Annotated in this window: 9 protein-coding genes; all 9 read right to left on the bottom strand. The window is 76.0% G+C overall.

The annotated features are described in order from the left end of the window. Positions 1 to 84 precede the first annotated feature (84 nt). Positions 85 to 1,236 (bottom strand): alkaline phosphatase family protein, encoded by a 1,152-nt coding sequence (locus NUT86_RS35400; protein ID WP_342456271.1) that lies wholly within the window; start codon positions 1,234 to 1,236, stop codon positions 85 to 87. 87 nt (positions 1,237 to 1,323) lie between these two features. After that, entirely contained in the window at positions 1,324 to 2,247 is a 924-nt protein-coding gene (locus NUT86_RS35395) for a galactokinase (protein WP_274739439.1), read from the bottom strand. After that, positions 2,244 to 4,106: a class I SAM-dependent methyltransferase gene (locus NUT86_RS35390; protein ID WP_274739437.1), complete on the bottom strand. Its 1,863-nt coding sequence runs from the start codon at positions 4,104 to 4,106 to the stop codon at positions 2,244 to 2,246. Before NUT86_RS35390 ends, NUT86_RS35395 begins: the two co-directional genes overlap by 4 nt. Positions 4,107 to 4,111: 5 nt before the next feature. Then, positions 4,112 to 5,383: a glycosyltransferase gene (locus NUT86_RS35385; RefSeq protein WP_266444245.1), complete on the bottom strand. Its 1,272-nt coding sequence runs from the start codon at positions 5,381 to 5,383 to the stop codon at positions 4,112 to 4,114. A 2-nt stretch (positions 5,384 to 5,385) separates the two neighbouring features. Then, positions 5,386 to 6,195 carry an alpha/beta fold hydrolase gene (locus tag NUT86_RS35380; protein WP_109894659.1) on the bottom strand — a complete coding sequence of 270 codons (810 nt, stop codon included), beginning with the start codon at positions 6,193 to 6,195 and terminating at the stop codon, positions 5,386 to 5,388. A gap of 7 nt (positions 6,196 to 6,202) precedes the next feature. Beyond that, positions 6,203 to 6,520 carry a phosphopantetheine-binding protein gene (locus NUT86_RS35375; RefSeq protein WP_159484827.1) on the bottom strand — a complete coding sequence of 106 codons (318 nt, stop codon included), beginning with the start codon at positions 6,518 to 6,520 and terminating at the stop codon, positions 6,203 to 6,205. Then, the gene (locus tag NUT86_RS35370; RefSeq protein WP_342456270.1) at positions 6,510 to 8,030 is read right to left on the bottom strand and encodes a 4'-phosphopantetheinyl transferase superfamily protein; all 1,521 of its coding nucleotides are present in this window, start codon (positions 8,028 to 8,030) and stop codon (positions 6,510 to 6,512) included. The genes NUT86_RS35375 and NUT86_RS35370 overlap by 11 nt, the downstream gene beginning before the upstream one ends. A 116-nt stretch (positions 8,031 to 8,146) precedes the next feature. Then, positions 8,147 to 11,461, bottom strand: coding sequence for a beta-ketoacyl synthase N-terminal-like domain-containing protein (locus NUT86_RS35365; RefSeq protein ID WP_274739434.1), 3,315 nt, complete (start codon positions 11,459 to 11,461; stop codon positions 8,147 to 8,149). Then, a complete protein-coding gene (locus NUT86_RS35360) occupies positions 11,454 to 18,638 on the bottom strand; it encodes a type I polyketide synthase (protein WP_274739433.1) in 7,185 nt (2,394 codons plus the stop codon). Before NUT86_RS35360 ends, NUT86_RS35365 begins: the two co-directional genes overlap by 8 nt. Positions 18,639 to 18,856: the final 218 nt, after the last annotated feature.

Raw genomic sequence — 18,856 nt, 5'->3', positions numbered from 1 at the left:
GTCACGGCGGGCGAGAGACCACAGGCCACCCTTGCGGGGGTGGCCTGTGGCGTGTGCGAGTGCCTCCCCGGGCCGGTCCGCCGGTCAGAACCAGTTGACGGTGAGCGGGAAGTCGCCGGTGGCGGTGGCGCCCGAGGAGTCGGTGGCGGTGACGGTGACCGGGAAGGTGCCGGTCTGCCAGGGCCTGCCGCTGATCCTGCCGCTCGCGGCGTCGAGGGTCAGGCCCAGCGGCAGGCCGGTGGCGTGGTAGGTGAGCGGGGGTTTGCCGCCGGTGGCGGCCAGTTGGACGGTGCAGCCCTGGCCGAAGCGGCAGGTCTGCGGACCGGGGGTGGTGAGCTCGATGCCGTCGCCGGGCGGCTCGGTGCCTCCGGTGTCGAACACCGCGGTGACGGGGGTGGCGGTGGCGGCATTGCCCGCGTGGCCGGTGCCGTACATGTCCTCGAAGGTCCGCAGCAGGCTGAAGTGGTTGTAGGCGCCGCCCACCGTGCCCTGCTTGACGTGGGCTCCATGGAAGACGGTCGCGATCCGGTTGGAGCCGAGGTAGTTGTCCTCGTCCCAGGTCACCATCAGCAGGCTGTTGTGGTCCTTGGCCCACCGGGCGTAGGAGTCGAGGTTGTTCTTGAGCCAGGTGTCGCCGCTGCCGACGGAACAGTCGTGCATGTCGTTGCACATGTCCGGGATGACGAAGGACAGCGTCGGCAGCTTGGTGAAGTCGTCCTTGGGGAACTGGGCGAAGGTCTTGCCGGTGGTCACCGGGACGTTCTTGAAGGCGAACCAGGGGTTGTGCTTCTGCGCGTACCGGCCGCTGGAGCAGGTCGTGGAGCCCTCGCTCGGCAGGCCCTCGTTGTAGCTGGCGAAGGTCTTGCCGGCCGCGATCAGCTCCTGGGCGAGGTTGGGAGCGGACAACGACTGCGCGGTGTAGCAGCCGTCGCCGGTGACGCCCTGGGTGGCGCCGGAGAAGAGGTTGAAGTAGTTCGGCTGGCTGGGGTGGGTCAGGGCCTTCATGCCGGTCAGTCCGGCGCCGTCCTGGGCGAGCTGGTTGAGGTAGGGGGCCTGGGAGTTGCCGATGATCTCGCCGTACTGCTTGTTCTCGAAGACCACGATCACGACATGGTCGTAGGACGGCAGCGCGGACCGCACGGTCCGCGCGTCCGCCGCGGAGGCGACGGCGAGCAGGCCGAGCGTGCCGAGTAGCGCGACGAGCGCTCTGCGCAGGTGGATCGCTGGTCGTTTCATCAGGTGTCAGCTCCTTGTCCGAGGGGGTGTGGGCCCGGTGGGGGGGCGGGCCCGGTCGGGGGGTGCGGAGCAGGTGGGTGCCGGGTGTCAGTCCTCGCGTCGGGCCGCGTCCGCGACGGCGATCCGCAGAAAGCGCGGTACGGGCAGTTCACAGCGGCGGCAGGCGTCGGCGACCGCGGCCCGGACCGCGGCGCGCCGGTCGGGCGGCATCAGCAGCAGCACGCTGCGGCCCGGCCGCCGTCCCGGCCACGAGGCTGACCAGGCACCGGCGCGCAGGGCGTCGTGGACCGCGGTGGCGAGACCGGTGGCCGTGGCCGCGGGATCGCCGGCGGAGCGGCGGGCGGTCACCAGCAGCAGGCTCGGTTCCGGGCCGCCGTCCGGGGCGCGCAGCGGCTGATGGCTGCCGTCGGGCGCGAGCAGCCGGCCGGTCCGGGCGAAGAGCACGGCCCGGCGCAGCGCGTCGTCGCCGGGCACGGCGGTGGTCAGCAGACGCGCCAGCTGTGCGCGGTGCGGCGGGCAGCCGCCCCCGTCGGCGTGCAGGGACGCGACCGCCAGCGCGGCCGCACACTCCAGCGGCTCGGCGACGGACAGCCCCACGGCGTCCGGCAAGGTGACGTCCACCTGCAGATCGGCGCCGCCCCTGCCGATTCCGGCGGCGGCGAGAGCGCGCAGCGCGGCGTACGGGCGGGCCGCCCAGTCGGGGGCGCGGCCGGCCGGTCCGGTCAGCGGGAGTTCGGCGGTCTCGGCCGGGTGCTGGAGCGAGCCGCAGCGCAGCATTCCGTCGTCGCGCGGGGCGACGGCCGCGGCGACATGCCAGTTGGCCGCCGCGACCCAGCCCGTCCGGGGCGCCGTACCGGTGCGGCGCGGGGCGGGGGGCGCGGTGAGCCGGAAGGCGTACGGTGCCCGCCACACCGCTTCGGGCAGGCGGTGGTAGGCCGTCGCGAAGCCATGGGCGAGCAGCCGCAGCAGGGGGGCCGCCGTCGCGCGGCGGGCCAGGTCCACCGCGTTCATCCCAGCTCTTTGCGGGCGAGCAGCCGGTAGGCGTTGCCGCCGTCGGTGGCCCGCGCGAGCGCGGTGCGCAGGTTGTCGAGGGCGAGGGCGGCGGCGTAGCCGGGAACCGCCATGGCCTGTACGGCACTTCGGGCGGCGCGGCGGGTGCGGGTGGCGGGGATGGTGGCCCAGGGCGCCTGCGGGTCGGGGGTGAGCCGGTTGGCGGCGAGGGCGACGGCGCCGAGGAAGTCGGCGTTGTTCTGGTGGGCGGCGCCGTGCTGCTCGGCGAGGACGGTGAAGCCCCGGGCCGCCAGGGCCTGTTTGAGGTTTCCGGCCGGCATCAGGTGCTGGTGCTGGGGCTGGAACCAGGGCAGCCAGTAGGGGCCGAGCAGACGGCCGATGCGGGACTCGGGGTCGGGGAGCTCGATCAGCAGATGGCCGCCGGGGGCCAGGACCTTGACGGCCGCGTCGAGTTCGGCGAGGGGGTCCCGGGTGTGTTCGAGGTAGTGGTGCATGCTCACGGTGTCGTAGCGGCCGGCGAGCCGGTCGGCGAGATCGGGGAACTGGCCCTGGTAGGCGGTGGTGATCCAGCCCCGCTTTTCGGCCTCGTGGACCCCTTCGCCCATGTCCAGCCCGTCGAAGCGGGTGCCGGGCCAGACGGCGCGGGCGGCGTTGCAGAAGTGCCCCGCGGCGGTGCCGACATCGAGCCAGTTCCTGGGGGTGGTGAAGGGCCGGAGCAGCTCGGCGCGGTCGCGGTAGGTGGCGCTCATCCGGCCGAGGACCAGGGCGGCGCCCTCGCCGCCGAGGCCTTCGTAGAAGTCGCGGTAGTAGAAGTCGAGTCCGTCCGGGGTGAGCCGGGGGTTCTGGAAGACATGGCCGCAGTGGCGGCACTCCTCCAGGGTGAAGCGGCCGGGCTTGCCCTGGAGGAGGTCGGGCATCCGGACCCGTACGACGGGGTCGGGTGCCGAGCACCAGGGGCAGTCGGCGCGGCGGGGTTCGAAGAAGCGGTCGGTGCCGGCCGCGAGGTCGGCGGTGTACGCGGCGTGGCGTGCCGCGGTGCCGGCGGCCCGGGGCGGCTCGGCGGGCGGGGTGGCCAGGGTGCGCAGCGCGGCGGACAGGGAGCGCAGCGGACGGGACGCGGTGGCGCGGGCCAGGCCGGCGGGGCGCAGGCCACGGGCCGGGCTCAGCACGGCGGCGGGCTGCAGCCAGTACAGGGCGGCCGCCGCAGCGCCCCAACGCGGCTGCGAGAGCGCGCACTTGGCCAGCAGCGCCAGGCCTGCCAGCTGGGCGGCGGACAGGAGGGCAGGCGGGAGGCCCCGGGCGCGGAGCTCCTCGGCGCGCCGGGCGGGGTCGGGGTGCGGCGACCGCAGACCGGGGGCGATGGCCCAGCCGGTGGCGTCCGGGGCGTACTCCTTGAGGGTGCGGAGCAGGCGGATCAGGCCGGCCACCGAGGGCGGCGGCGCCTCGGTGTCGAGCCCGGCCCGCCGGTGGATGTCGTCGGCCACCAGCAGGGCGTGGCCCGCGCCGTGTCCCGGCGCGCACCGGTCCGTGCGGTGGGCCGCCGGGTCGAGCAGCCGGAGCAGACCGAGGACGCTCTCGGCGTCCAGGTGGGCCGGGACCAGGTCCACGACGCGCAGTCCTTCGCGCGTGGCGTGGGCGACCGCGGCACGCAGGGTCGCCTCGTCGGCCACGACACCGGGCGCGGTGATCAGCTGCCAGCCGGGGAGCGGGGGCCGCGCGGGGTCGTACGGCCCGGCGGGGTCGAGCACCGGCAGCGCGGCGAGCCGGCGGCGGGCGCGTACGGTGCCCGCGCCCAGGGCCGTCACGGCGACGGCCGCCGCCCATCGCGTGCGGTGTCCCGAACGGTGCGCTCGCGTCATCTGGCTCACGGTCCCTTCTCGTTCTGGGTCGGGGCGGTGCCGGGTGCGGACGGGCCGGAGCGCGGTCCGGGCGGCAGTTTCTCCAGGCGGTCGGCCGCGGTGGCGGCACCGCCCGCCGCGGCGAAGGACGCCTGGATGCGGCGGGCCGCACGGCGGTGGGCCGGGTCGTCCAGCACGGCGGTCAGGGCCTGGTGCAGTTCGTCCGTACGGGCCCGGCCGAAGCGCACCCGCACGCCCGCCCCGGCCTCGGCCACCTGGCGGGCGACGATCGGCTGGTCGTCGCGTACGGGTGCCACCACCAGCGGCAGCCCGTACGCGAGTGCCTCGCACACGGTGTTGTGGCCGCCGTGGCACAGCACCGCGTCGAGGTGCGGCAGCAGCCGGAGCTGGGGGACGTACTCCTGGTGCAGCATGTGCGGCGGAATGTCTCCGGCGAGGTCGGCCGGGGCGGCGAGGATCAGCTGCGCCCGGTCCGCGAGGGCGTCCGCGGCGCGCAGTACCGCGGGGTAGAAGCGGGCGCCCGCCGCGCGGTTGAGGGTGCCCAGCGAGACGAGCACCCGGGCGCGCCCGGGATCGAGCCGGCGCCACGGGAAGTCGCCGGCGGGCGGGCGGGCGCCGAAGGCGGGTCCGACGAAGGCGTAGTGCGGCGGATAGCGCCCCGCGAAGCCGTTTGCCGCGTCCTGTACGTGCGCCGCGGTCCGCTCGGGCCCGCCGTCACCGATGAGCGCGGGGGTGGAGAAGACCAGGACGAGGTGCGGGGAGAAGCGCGGGTCCCAGCCGCCGGGCGCACCGCACTCGGCGAGCAGTGCCGCGATGCGGAGGTTCACCCACTCCCCCACCTTCGGGAAGTCGTCGAACGGCCGGATGATCTCCGCCGAGGTGGTCGCCGAGGTCGCCCAGGGCAGACCGTGCCGGCGTGCCACCAGCGGTCCGGCGAGGGCCTGTTGGTCGCACACCATGACGTCGGGACGGAAGGTTTCGACGGCGGTGTGCACACCGGGCAGCATCGCGCGGGCGAGCGGGATGAGGGCCTCCGCCCACAGGAAGCGCAGGGCGGCGATGCCCCGCAGATCACGCCATCGCGCGCCGCCCAGGTCATGGCCGTCGGCCGCGTCCCGGTCCCCCGCCGGGTACAGCAGGGAGCCGGTGGGGAGCAGCGGCGCCAGGGCCGCGGCGGGGCCGGTCCAGGCGACCTGGTGGCCACGCGCGGCGAGTTCGGCGGCGACGGCGAGGGTGGGGTTGACGTGCCCGGCCAGCGGCGGGACGACGAACAGCACTCTCATCGGGCCACCACCGCCCCGGCCGGTGCGCCGAGCCGGCCCAGCAGCGCGTCACACAGCCCCGCGGTGGCCTCGTTGAGCACGGTGTGCCCCACGCCGGGCAGCACGCACAGTTCACAGTCCGGCGCGTCCAGCGCCAACTGCCGTGCTCCTGGCAGGAGTTCGGAGTGCTGTCCGTAGACGGCGAGGACCGGGCAGCGCAGCCGGGCGAAGTCGCGGGAGGTGAAGGGCGTGCCCGCCGCGATGTCCTCGATGAGGGTGGTGTGGTTGAGCAGGGCGTCGGCGGCGGCGGTCAGCCGGGCCTCCTTGCGCCGCCCGAGCCCGGCCAACTGCTCGGCCAGCCCGCTGTGTTCGAGGCCGAGGGCCGCGACGGAGAGGGTGTCGGTCATGTCCTCGATCCAGTCGCCGGTCAGATGGGCGTCGATCAGGACGACGGAGGCGACGAGGTCGGGCCGGACGAGGGCGGTGTGCAGTGCCAGGGCGCCGCCGTAACTGTTGCCGACCAGATGGACCGGGCGGCCGTCGAGGCCCAGGGAACCGAGCAGGGCGATGAGATCGGCCACCGAGGTGTCCCTGTCGTAGCCGGTGGGCGGGCGTTCACTGCGGCCGTGCCCGCGCTGGTCGTAGAGGAGCACCTCGTGCCCGGCGCGGGAGACGGGGCCCGCGAGGGTGCAGTAGAAGCTCGACAGGTTGTCCATCACCAGCCCGTGGAGGAAGACGACGGTGGGGCCGTCGGGCCGGGGGCCGCCACCGTGGCCCGGCAGCCGCTGGGTGTGCAGGCGCAGCCCGCCCGCGGGTGTGAGGGCCATGGCGCGGTCAGCCCGCGCAGGCCGGGTCGACGGCGGTGACCCGGTCGATATGGGCGGCGAGTTCGCCGACCGTCATGGCCAGGATCTGGTCGATGTCCTTCTCCGCGAGCAGGCCGAGGAAGTCCACCGAGGTGCCGTAGCGCTGCTGCAGCAGTTCGGCCAGCGCCACGAACTCGATGCTCTCCAGGGCGAGATCGTCATTGAAGGTGGTGGCCCAGGTGATCTCACCCACGACGAGGAGCTCGTCGCCGACGACGCTCACCAGCATGTCGGTGATCTCGGCCAGGATCGTCCGGGTGCGCTCGGGAAGCGGGTCAGCTGCCATGGGTGGCCTCCGTGGGAGTGAGGGTGTCGGTGCCCGTACGGTCCGCGGGCCGCGGCCCGGTCCAGGCGACGACATGGCGCCCGGACAGATCGTCGACGGAGTCGAGGTGGACGAGATGGGGCCGGCGGTCCGGGGAGACCACCCACAGCGCGCCGCCCGGTGCGGGCGTCACGGCCCAGTCCAGCGGCCGCCCGTCGAGGCCGCTGCCCGCCGCCTTCGCCGCGGCTTCCTTGGCGCACCACAGCGCGGTGAGCCAGTAGGCACGGCCGGTGGTCCCGGGTGCGTGCCGTGCGCGCAGGTCGTCCGCCAGACGGCGTTCGGCCGGGGTGAGGGCGAACCGTTCGAGGGCCGGCGGATCGTCGGTGACGCGCTCGATGTCGATCCCCACGGGCCCCGACCGGTGGGCGAGGGCGACGGCGATCCGGTCCTTGTGCGCGAGCGAGAGATGGAGGCCGTGGGCGAGCGGACCCTCGGGACAGGGGCGGCCCTGGTGGTCGGTGCCGACCTGGATCTCGGCCGGGAAGACGGGCCCGGCTCCCGACTCCCACAGCAGTTCCCGCACCGCGTCCTTGGCCGCGATCCGGCCCAGCAGCCAGGCCGCACGGGCGCGGGGCGCACACCGTTCGTAGCGGGCCCGCTCGCCCGCGCCCAGATAGCGGCGCATGACCAGTTCCTGCGAGGCCGGGTCCGACCAGCGGCGCCGGGCCAGGCACCAGCCGCCCGGCCGGGGTTCACCGATGCCGCACACCTCCGGGGTGAACTTCATCGGCCACACCCGCTCATCGGCACCGAAACGCCGGTACGTCCAGCCCTCCAGCCGCGCCCATACACCGCCGTCGGCACCGCACAGCTCCACCTCACCGCGCACTGAGCCCGCCCTGACCTCGCGGATCCGGGCGGTGGCCGCCAGCAGCGCGCCCTCGCGGGGCGGCGGCCCGTAGAGCCGTACGCGGTCCAGGGTCGCGGGGAAGACCAGTCGGTCACCGCTCAGTTTCAGCTGCATCCAGTGGCCGAGGAGCTGCCCCGCGGCGTCCAGGAGGGCGCCGGGTGCGGGCAGTGCGCGCAGCGTTCCGCGGATGCCGTCGGCGGCGAGCGTGCTGACCTCGTGGACCCCGGCGAACGCGGGCCCGTGGAACATCCACCGGTCCCGGTACAGGGCCTGTGCGCTGACCGGCGCCGGCCGGCCGGACGTCAGATCCGCGGGGTCGGGGCGCGGCGGAGCCGGGTGCCGTGCCGCCAAGTGGACGGTGACAGCGGCGAAGTCACCAAGACTCACCCGCACCCGGCCGTCCCCCTCCGGGGTGGCGCTGACAGCCACGTCGACGGGCGGGGCGACCGCCAGCCAGCGCAGGGCCCGTACGTCGGAGTAGCCGGTGACCAGGTACCCGGGCTGCGCCTCCCGGGCCGCCTCCGCGGCGAGTTCGAGCAACGTGGTCATGGGAACGACGGGAAACCGGTCGGCGGCCTCGGGCCAGTCATCGGGCTGGAGGTAGACGCAGTGGTCACGCACGTACGGGAGGGTCGCCAGGGAGAGGTGGCGGATGGTGTGGCGGGGGGTGGGTGAGGTGGTGAGTGTGCTGGGAGTGGTTGCGGTGGGGTGGGGGGCGGAGGAGGTGCGGGGGCCCGCTACGGCTGCGGAGGCGGGGGCGCTTGGGGCAGGTGCTGCGGCGACGGCGGCGGCGACGGTGCGGGTGGCGGCCCGGGTTTCGGCGAGGACCGCGTCCAGGGCCTGCTGGACCGGTTCCGCGGCGGCCGGCCGAGGATGCGGCAGCGCTCCCCCGCCCCCTCCCCCGCCTCCCCCTTCGGGGGAGGGGGCGAAGGGAGGTGGGGTGGGGGTGGGGGTGGATCGGCGGGCGCGAGAAGCGGCCGGCCGGGCGTCCCCACTCCAAGGCGGACCAATGGCGAACCGAGGTCGAGCCGTATCGCCGCACGGGCTCCTTCCGGAACCGCGCCGCGGTCCGTGGCGCGGGCCCCGGCTCGGGCCGTGCCGCAGTCCGCGGCACCGTCCGTGCCGCAGTCCGCGGCGCCGTCCATGGCGCGGTCCGCGGCGCAGTCCGTGCCACGATCCGTAGCCGGGGCAGAGCCGCGCACCGAGACCGATCCACCCACCGGGGCAGCGCCACGCACCGAGACGTTGCCACGCGTCGAGGCAGCGCCACGCACCGAAGCGGGGCCACCCGCCAAGACAGAGCCACTCGCCGGGGCCAACCGCTCCCAGCGTGGGCTCAGGCCCTCGGTCCACAGTGCGGCGGCCAGGCGGCGGAGTTGGGCGGGACCGTCGCGGCGGGAGTCGGCTGCCGTGATGGCGAGATGGTCCTGACGGTGGAGGGTGTCGGAGACGAACCCGGGGAGGCTGCCGGCGCCCAGCTGGACGAAGGCGCGGACGCCCGTCTCGTACAGCCGCCTGGTCAGTTCCTGGAAGCGGACCGGTTCCAGGAGGTGGCGCAGCACCAGCCGGCGGATCGCGGAGGGGTCGTCCGGGAAGGGGGCGGCCGTCGTCGCCGACCATACGGGGAGCCGCTGGTCCCGTAGCGGCAGGGCGTCGAAGGCGGTGCCGGTCTGATGCAGGTAGGGCGCCCACATCGGGGTGTGGAAGCCGGAGCGGAAGGGCATCTCCTGGGCCCGTACGCCCTGTCCGGCGAGTCTGCGGACGGCCTCCGCGAGCGGCTGTGGCGCTCCGCAGATCACCGACTGGTGCGGGCAGTTGTCGTGGCTGACCGCGATCCGCTCCAGGCCCGCGAGCGCGGCGGCCGCCTGTGGGGCACCGCAGCCCACGGCCGCGTAGACCAGGTCGGGTACGGCGAGGGAGCCGGGCCGCAGCGAGTCGAGGAAGGCGTCCACGGCCTGGGGCGGATACATTCCGGCGACCACCATGGCGGTCCATTCGCCGAGGCTGTGGCCGGTCAACAGGTCGGGGGCGAGGCCCAGTTCGTCAAGTACGCGGGCGAGCAGCCGGCCGGTGGCGAGGGTGTCCACGGCGCGTTCGACCAGACCGCTGCCGCCGGAGACCGCGGGACGGGGCAGAGCCATCTGGTCGGCGATGTCGTCCACGGAGGGCGGCGGCTCCGCCTCCAGCCCCGGGAAGAGGAAGGCGAGCCGTGCTCCCTCCTGCGGGGCGTACGGGCCGAAGAGCGGGCTCGGGGTGAACCACACCTCGCCGCGGCCCCGCCAGGGCAGGGCCCGGGCGAGGATCTTGGCGGCCAGGGCGCGGCGCTGCGGGGTGGGGTCGGGCAGGGCGAGCCGGCAGGGGCCGTCGGGCGCGGGGGCGGACGCGGGGGCGGGGGCGCCGGTGCCGGTCGCCGCGCCGAGGTCCTCCATCTCCCGTAATTGGTCGGCCAGTTGGGCGGGGGTGTCCGCGGCGAGCAGGACGGTGCGTTCCAGCTCGGCCGTCCGCAACGGGGACGGCGCGAGCGGGGACGTCCGGGGCGGGGCCGTCCGCAGCGGGGCCGTCCGGTGCGAGGGCGCCCGTTGCGGGGGCGGTGCGGCAGGGCTCCGTCGTCCCGGGGCCTCCTCCAGGACGGTGTGGGCGTTGATGCCACCGAAGCCGAAGGCGTTGACTCCGGCGCGCAGCGGTGCCCGTCCGGCGTCCCACGGCTCGGCCTCGGTGACCGGGCGCATCCGGGTCCGTGCCAGGCTCTCGTGCGGCTCGTCCAGGTGCAGGGTGGGCGGCAGCGTCCGGTGGTGGACGGCGAGCGCCGCCTTGATCAGTCCGGCGATACCGGCGGCCTGCATGGTGTGGCCGAGCATCGACTTCACCGAGCCCAGGCCGACCGGCGGCACACCCGCACCCGGTGGGCCGAACACTCGGGCCAGAGTGTCGAGTTCGACGCCGTCGCCGACCGGGGTGCCGGTGCCGTGGGCCTCCAGCAGGCCGAGCGCCGTGGGGTCCGCCGGGTCCAGCCCGGCGGCGGCCCAGGCCTGCTCCAGCGCATCGATCTGGCCCTCCGCCCGCGGGCTCATCAGGCCGGCGGCGCGGCCGTCCCCCGCCACTCCCGTCCCGCGGACGACCGCGTACACCCGGTCGCCGTCGCGCTCGGCGTCGGCCAGGCGCTTGAGGAGGACGACACCGGTGCCTTCGGACAGCAGGGTGCCGTCGGCCCTGCGGTCGAAGGGGCGGATGTGCTGGGTGGGGCTGAGCGCACGCAGCTGGGTGAAGACGCTCCACAGGGTGGCGATATGGCAGTGGTGCACGGCTCCGGCGACCACGAGGTCGCAGCGGCCGGCGGCGAGCAGATCGACGGCCTGCGCCACGGCCAGCAGGGAGGAGGCGCAAGCCGCGTCGAGGGTATAGGCGGGACCGCGGAAGTCCAGCCGGTTGGCGGTGCGGGCGGCGGTGAAGCTGGGAACCAGGCCGATGGAGGCCTCCGGCTGTTCGGGGCCGAGGCCCGCCTGGAAGGCCTCCCGTACGGCCGCGATTCTCGACTCGCCCAATTCCGGAACGAGTTCGCGCAGTGTGGCGGCGAGCTGATGGGCCGTACGGACCCGCTGGTCGAGCCGGGCGGTGGCGACGCCCATGAAGCCGCCGCGGCCGAGGATGACGCCGATACGGGAGCGGTCGGCGGGCAGTCGCTCCTCGCCGCCCGCGTCGGCGATGGCGTCGGCGATGGTGCGCAGGGCGAGCAGCTGATCGGGCTCGGCGCCCCGGACTGCGGCGGGCATGATGCCGAAGCGGGTGGGGTCGAAGGCGGCCGGGTCGTCCAGGAAGCCGCCCCGCCGGCAGTAGAAGCGGTCGCTGCGGGCGGGACCTTGGGCACCCTGCGGGTCGTAGTAGATCTCCGGGTCCCAGCGGCCGGGCGGCACATCGGTGATGCAGTCCGTGCCGGCCACCAGGTTGCGCCAGTACGCGGCGAGGTCCTCGGCGCCGGGGAAGAGCGCCCCCATACCGACGATCGCGGCGTCCGTGGGCCGCGGTCCGGCCCGCCGGGCACGGGTCTCACTCATCGCCCGTCACCTCTTCGCCGGCCTCCGCCGCCAGCACGACCTGGGCCGCCGTGCCGTGGGCCAGTTCGTCCAGGAGGGCGGCGGCCGCGGCGTCGGGGTCCAGGAGCGGGATGCCCCGGCGTGCGTAGGCGCGCGCCAGTTCGGGGGTGACCATGCCGCCGCCCTCGGCCGCCCACGGGCCCCAGTCGACGGCGAGGACACGCCGGGACGTACGGGCGGACCAGGCCGTCGCGAGGGTGTCCAGGGCGTCGTTGGCGGCGGCGTAGTCGGCCTGGCCGCGGTTGCCGAAGACCCCGGCGACGCTGCCGAAGAGGACGAGGAAGCCGGTGTCGTCACCGGCGGCGGACAGCAGATGGCGGGCGCCGTCGACCTTGGTGGCGAAGACCCGGGCGAACGAGGCCGGGTCCTTGTCCCGCAGCAGCTTGTCCGCCAGGGTGCCCGCCCCGTGCACGATCCCGTCGAGACGGCCGTGCCGGGACCGGATGTCCTGCACCACGGCGTGGACGGCGGCCTCGTCGGTGACGTCCGCCGCGTGGTAGCGCACCGAGGCGGCGAGCGGTGCCAGGGCGGCGAGGGTGGCGGTGATCTCGCGGCGGGCCAGGACCGCGCCGGCCGCCGCCTCGATCTCGGCGGGTCTGCGCAGCCCTTGGGCGAGGAGCGCGGCGCGCAGCGCGATGCGGTCGTGGGCGTGGGCGAGGGCCGGGTCCTCGGGGGTCTCCGCCAGGGGCGTCCGTCCGAGGAGTTCGATGTGGCAGCCGTGGGCGCGGGCCAGGGCGAGGGCCGTACGGGCGGTGATCCCGCGCGCTCCGCCGGTCAGCAGCACCACGGAGCCGGCGCCGAGCGACGGCCGGCCGAGGACGGTCCGGTCGTCCGGCAGGGGTGCGGGGACCGTACGCAGGGTGGTGCGGGTGCCGTTGGTGCGGCCGACGACCACCGGTTCGCCGGGGGCGCACAGTTCGGCGAGGAGGTGGGCGGCGATGCGTTCGGGGCGGTCCTTGGGGTCGATGTCCACGGCGCGGATCAGGACGTCGGGGTATTCGAGGGCGGCCGTACGGGCGAAACCGCGCAGTCCGGCACCGGGCAGCGGGTCGGGGGCGTCCTCGGTGGCGTCCTGGCCGAACGTGCCGCCGGCCGCGGTGGCCAGCAGCAGCCGGCGGGCCCCGCCCGTCAGGGCGGTGCGCCACCCTTCGAACTGTCCGGGCAGTACGGCGCCGCGGCCCGCCCGCAGGGCGCTGAGGTCCACCACGCCGTCGGCCCCGTCGGCGACGCACCGCGCCAGCCGCTCGGCGGGGACGGTACGTACCCGTGCGCCATGGCTCTCCAGCAGGGCGGTCAGGGCCAGCGCCACACCCTGGCCGTCCTCCACCACGGCGAAGTCGCTGCCCGCCACCACCTCGGCGGGCGGGCGGGCCGCGGGCGGGCCGAGCGGGGTGACCCGGACCAGGGAGCGGGTGGGGCCCAGCACAGCCGGGCCGCCGTCGGTTTCGGCCAGGGCGGCCGGGTCCTGCGTGGTGGGCAAGGGAGCGGACACCGCGGGCTGCGGCGGCGCTATCGGTGCGGTCGGTGCGGTCGGTGCGGTCGGTGCGGTCGGTGCGGTCAATGCAGTCGGTGCGCTCAATGAGGCCGGTGGGGTCGGCGCGGCCGGTGTGTCCGGTGCGGGCGCGGGTTCGGCGGGAGCCGGCGGGGGCTCGGCGCGGGCGGCGGCGATCCATTCGACGATGCCGCTGATGGTCTTGACACGGGCGAGCTGTTCCACGGCCGACTCCATGGCCCCGTCCGCGTCCTGCGGCAGTCCGATCCGGTCGGCCAGCGCGCCGATGATCTCCACGCGCTTGATGGAGTCCACCGAAAGATCGGCCTCCAGGTCGAGCCCGGCGTCGAGCATCTCGTGGGGATAGCCGGTCCGCTGGTGGATGATCTCCCTTACGGCATCGAGGAGTTCGGCGGGGCTCAGGAGGCGTGGGCCGGGAGCGGGCGCCTGCGCGACCGCGGCGTCGGCGTCGGCGACAGCGGGCCCGACCCCGCCCCCGACCCCGGCGGGTTCAGTGTGCGGCAGGACGGTCCACTCCGGAGCGGGAGCGGGCCCGACCGGCTGGGCGGGTGCAGCCGCCTCCCCCAAGTACCGCAGCACGACGTCCCGTTGGGCCGCCACGAGCTCGCGAGTGGTGCGCAGATACTCCAGCACGGCGGCGTGCCGGGCGGAGTCCCCGGCAGCCGCACCGCCGTCGGACCACGCGCCCGCACCGGGAGTCGCACCGCCGTCGGACCGGGCACCCGCACCAGGAGCCGCACCACCGTTGAGCAGCGCACCCTCCCCGCCCTCCTCCCGCGCCGCACCCGTATCGCTCCGCCCGGTGTCCACCCGCCGCGCCGGGCGCAGTCCGCCCGGCAGGCAGGCGCCGTCGGCGGTGCGCACCGTATGGCCGTTCACCAGCCATCCGGGGCGGCGCGGTGCCGCGGCGGGCAGGGGCTGCGTACGGCCGCGGAACAGCGCCTCCGGGTCAACCGGGACACCGGCCGCGGCAAGCCGGGCCAGGACGTGCGGCAGCCGGGCCAGTCCGGACTCGCCCGGTACGTCCAGCGCCACCGCGGTGTGCGGACGTCCGCCCAGGATCTGCCCGACCAGACCGGTGAGCACCCGGCCGGGCCCGGCCTCCACGAAGGTGCGCACCCCGGCGGCGTACATGTCCTCGATCTGCTCCACGAAGCGCACCGGCGCGGCGACCTGGCCCGCCAGGGTGTCCCGCACCGCGGAGGCCTCGCGGGCGTAGGGGCGCGCGGTGGAGCCGGACCAGACCGGGAGGGCGGGCGCGGTCAGCTCGGTCGCGGAAAGTTCCGCGGCGAGCGTGTCGCGGGCGGCGGCGAGTTGCGGGCTGTGGAACGCACAGGCGACGGGCAGGCGGCGCGCCTCGGCGCCGGCCGTGCGCAGCGCCGCAACGGCCGCTTCCACGGCGTCCGTGGGGCCCGAGATCACGCTCTGTTCGGGCGCGTTGTGGTTGGCGACGACGACGCCGGTGTCACGGGTCAGCTCCCGTACGCGGTCCGGCGCGGCCACGACGGCGGCCATCGCGCCGGGGTCGTCACCGGCGGCCGAGAGGATCGCCTCGCCGCGTCGGGTGCTGAGCCGGAGCAGCGCCTCGGTGTCGTAGGCGCCCGCCGCCCACAGGGCGGTCAGCTCGCCGTAGGAGTGCCCGGCCGTGCAGTCGGGGCGGACACCGAGCGTGGTGAGCAGGCGGTGTGCGGCGGCGGAGGCGAGGCCGAGGGCCGGCTGGGCGACGCGGGTGTCGGTGAGGGCGGCCTGCTGGGCGGCCCGGCCCTCGGCGGTGAAGGCTGCGGGCGGGAACATGGCCGCGACACAGTCCGGATCGGCGTCGTCCAGGAGGCCGCGCAGCGCCGGGAAGGCGAGGAACAACTCGCCCAGCATTCCGGTGCGCTGGCTCCCCTGGCCGGGGAAGAGGAAGGCGAGCAGTCCGGGGTCGGCGTCCCGTTGGCGCAGGTACACGCCCTCGGCGGCCGCGCACTGGCGGGCCGCGTCCAGCTTCACGGCGAGGTCGTCGAGGTCCTCGGCCACCACACAGGCCTGGACCGGCCCGTCCGCCGCCGCGGTCTCGGCGGCCAGGTCGCGCAGCGGCCAGGGGCGCCCGGCCTGGTCGTTCTCCGCCAGGCGCGCGGCGAGGCGCTCCATGGCCCGTACGGCGGCGGGCCGGTCGGCGCCGCGGAAGCAGAAGAGCTCGGCGGGCCAGTCCGTCAGGGCGTGGGCGGGCTCGGGGGCGCCGTCGTAACCGGCGAGCACGGCGTGGTAGTTGGTGCCGCCGAAGCCGAAGGCGCTCACTCCCGCGATGCGCTGTGCCACCGGGACCGGCCAGGGCCGGGCGCGTCCGGTGTCGAAGCGGAACGGACCGGTGTCCTCCTCGGCCGGCCGGGTCAGATGCAGCGTCGGCGGCCGCACCCCGGCGTGTACGGCACGCGCGGCCTTGATCAGACCGGCCAGGCCGGCGGCGCATTTGGTGTGCCCGATCTGCGACTTGACCGAGCCGAGGGTGCAGCTGCCCGGTGCCGCGCCCGCCGCCTCGAACAGCTCGGTGAGGACGGCGAGTTCGGTGGTGTCGCCGACGACGGTGCCGGTGCCGTGGGCTTCGAGGAGTCCGACCTGCGCGGGGCTGATCCCGGCGCGGTGGTAGGCGCGTTCCAGGGCCCGCCGCTGGCCCTCGGGCCGTGGTGCGGTCAGCCCGAGGGACCGCCCGTCACTGGAGGTGCCGACCGCTTTGACGACGGCGTAGATGCGGTCGCCGTCCCGTTCGGCGTCCGCGAGGCGTTTGAGGACCAGACAGCCCACCCCCTCGCCGAGCGCGATACCGTCGGCCGCCGCGTCGAAGGGGCGGCAGCGGCCGGTGGGGGACAGCGCCTGCACGGACGCGAACATCAGGTAGTCGTTGATGCCGTTGTGCACATCGGCGCCGCCGCACAGCGCCATATCGCTGTCGTGGTCGCGCAGTTGGCGGCAGGCCAGGTCGAGCGCGGCGAGCGAGGAGGCGCAGGCGGCGTCCACGGTGCAGTTGGCGCCGCCGAGGTCGAGGCGGCTGGCGATGCGTCCGGCGATGACGTTGGCGAGCACGCCGGGGAAGGAGTCCTCGGTCAGCCGGGGCAGTTCGGCGTCGAGGGCGGGCGGCAGGTCGCCGAGGTAGGACGGGTGCAGGGCGCGCAGCCCGTAGGCGCCGGCGAGTTCGGTGCCCGCCTCGGCGCCGAAGACGACGCTGGTGCGGGCGCGGTCGAAGTCACGGCCGGCGTATCCGGCGTCCGCCAGGGCCTTGGCGGCGGCGTCGAGGGCGAGCAGCTGCACCGGTTCGATGCCGGTGAGGGAGGCCGGGGGGATGCCGTGGGCGAGGGCGTCGAAGGGGAGGGCGGGCAGGAAGCCGCCCCAGCGGGACGGGGTGCGCTCGCCCGCCCGCGCGGGATCCGGGTCGTGGTAGATCCCGGCGTCCCAGCGCTCGGCGGGCACCTCGGTGACGGAGTCGACGCCGGTGACGACATTGGACCAGTAGCGGGCCGCGTCGGCCGCGCCGGGATAGCAGCAGGCCATGCCGACGATCGCGATGTCCAGCGGTGCCGCGTCCCGGTCCCGGGGCGCGGCGGGCGGCCGGAACTGCTGGGCTCGCGCTTCGAGTTGGGCGGTGGCCCCGTCGGTCACGGCGGTGTGCAGTGCGGCGAGGGTGGTGGTGGCGCTGCGGGCGGTGGCGGCCTGGCCCAGCATGTACAGGCCCTCCCGGCGCTGTGCGTGCTCCGCCACGGGTGCGGGCGGCCCGCCGTCGGTGTGCCGTAGTCCCTTGCTCGCGATCCGCAACCGGCCGAGGTTGCGCTGCTCCAGCTCCTCCCATCGGGCCCGGGGGTCCGTGCCGTGGGCGGCCAGGCGGCGTTCGGCCGCCGCGAAGTCCTCGGTGTAGGCGGTGTCGGCGCAGCGCGTGGCGTGGCCCGGTGCGGTCCGCAGCAGTACGGTCCGGTCGCAGGCCAGGGCGGTGTCCTGGAAGCCCGGGAGGACGGCGCCGGTGGCCACGGCCTCCTCCGTGAAGAGGTAGGCGGTGCCCATCAGGACGCCGATATGGGCGCCGAGTTCGGCGAGCGGGGCGGCGGCGGCCGCGGCCATGGCGGCCGAGCGGGCGTCATGGATGCCGCCCGCGAGGAGCACGTCCAGCCCCTCGGCCGTTCCGCCATGCTTCCGGGCGTGGGCGGTCAGCCGCTCTATCTGCTCCTCCCATAACGGGAAGCTGGCCCGGGGGCCGATGTGTCCCCCGCACTCCTGCCCTTCGAAGACGAACCGCCGGGCGCCTTCGGCGAGGTAGCGCTCCAGCAGTCCGGGCGCCGGGACATGGAGATAGGTCCGGGTCCCGGCCGCTTCGAGGGGCGCTGCCTGGGCGGGCCGGCCGCCGGCGATCAGGGCGTATTCGGGGGCGAACTCGGCCACCGCGGCGAGCTGTTCACGCCGGAGTTCGGGTGGGGCGAAGCCGAGCAGGCCGACGCCCCAGGGCCGGTCGCCCAGCCGCTCGGCGGTCTCGGCCAGCAGCCGGCGTACCTGTTCGCCCGCCATGACGGCGAGGGCGAGAAAGGGCAGCCCGCCCTCGGCGGCCACGGCGTCGGCGAACGCGGCCTCGTCGCTGACGCGGGTCATCGGCCCCTGGGCCACGGGGAGATGGCTGGCGCCGGGGCGGGGGGCGAGCGGGCGACTGCGTGCCGCGGCGTCGAGGTGGCCGGTGATGGCGGCCCGTACGGCCTGCACGATGCCGCCGGTGGTGCGGTGGCGCGCGGCGAGCCGGGCGGCGAACGCACCGTCCTGGCCGATGGGCAGCAGCTGGGTCCGCAGGTCCCGGGCGCCGAGGAGGGCGGCGACGCGGGCGGGATCGTGGCCGGTGGCTCCGTCCTCCGCTCCCCCCTCGCCCGCTCCCCCGGCCCCGCCGCCGGCCACGGGCGGGCGGAGGTCCGGGCGGGTGAGGACCCGGTGGCCGGCGACGAGGGTGGTCTCGCTGCCGTCCATGGCGCGGATCGCGTCGGCGACCGCCCGGGGCAGCCGGTCCGCGCCCTCGGTGGTGAGCGCGAGCTGGGAGTCGAGCAGCACCCCGGCCGCCCCGCCGGCGACGGCCGCGGCGGCGGTGTGCGGGCCGATGCCCCCGGCGGCGAGGACGGGGACGGTCACGGACGGGTCGGCCAGCAGGCGCTGCAGCAGGACGCAGATGGTGAGTTCGCCCACCCGGCCGCCCGACTCGTGGCCGCGGGCGACGAGCGCGCTGACCCCGGCGGCACACGCCGCCGTGGCCTCCTCGGGGGTGGTGACCTCGGCCCAGACGCGGCGCCGCCCGCCGCCGGCCCAGCCCTCCGGCCGCCCGGGGGCCCGGCCGCGGGCGGGGGCGGCAGGCGGCTCGGGGGCGGCGCAGGCCCGTGGGTCGGCCCAGGCCCCTGGGTCGGCGAGCAGCACGGTATCGACCGCGTCGGGCAGGTCGGCGGGCGTCAGCGGGCACCCCACCGGTATCCGCACGCCGTACGAGAGCCCCCCGGGCCCCCCGAGCCGGGCGAGCGCGGCGCGTGCCGGGCCGGGGTCCCGGCCGAGATCCAGCAGGCCGAGCGCGCCCGCGCGGGCGGCGGCGAGGACGATCCGCTCGCCCGGCTCCTCGAACGGCGAGAGGGCCACGACGAGATCGCGGCCGGCGAGCTCCGGGCGGGCAGGCCCGGCGGGGACGGGGCCGGGGCGGGCGGGCCCGGCGGTCGGGGCGGCAGCAGCGGGCTCAGGTCCGGTGGACGGGCCGGACCCGGGGCCGGCGGGCGGAGCGTCAGGGCCGGACGACCTGGAAAGGGGGGTGCCGGGGAACGGGGGCCGGGGGACCACGGGCGCTCCTTCTGCCGGGGGGG

This window comes from Streptomyces sp. G7(2002), assembly GCF_028870195.1.
GTDB classification, from domain to species: Bacteria; Actinomycetota; Actinomycetes; order Streptomycetales; family Streptomycetaceae; genus Streptomyces; species Streptomyces nigrescens.
The sequence above is the reverse complement of the archived record's forward strand: the minus strand, read 5'-3'. Positions and strand labels throughout refer to the sequence as shown.

What these genes read in the sequence shown, in the direction of transcription:
- NUT86_RS35375 (WP_159484827.1), bottom strand. Translation starts at nt 6,520, where the DNA reads ATGGCAGCTGACCCGCTTCCCGAGCGCACCCGGACGATCCTGGCCGAG.
- NUT86_RS35395 (WP_274739439.1), bottom strand. Translation starts at nt 2,247, where the DNA reads ATGAACGCGGTGGACCTGGCCCGCCGCGCGACGGCGGCCCCCCTGCTG.
- NUT86_RS35400 (WP_342456271.1), bottom strand. Translation starts at nt 1,236, where the DNA reads ATGAAACGACCAGCGATCCACCTGCGCAGAGCGCTCGTCGCGCTACTC.
- NUT86_RS35365 (WP_274739434.1), bottom strand. Translation starts at nt 11,461, where the DNA reads ATGAGTGAGACCCGTGCCCGGCGGGCCGGACCGCGGCCCACGGACGCC.
- NUT86_RS35390 (WP_274739437.1), bottom strand. Translation starts at nt 4,106, where the DNA reads ATGACGCGAGCGCACCGTTCGGGACACCGCACGCGATGGGCGGCGGCC.
- NUT86_RS35380 (WP_109894659.1), bottom strand. Translation starts at nt 6,195, where the DNA reads ATGGCCCTCACACCCGCGGGCGGGCTGCGCCTGCACACCCAGCGGCTG.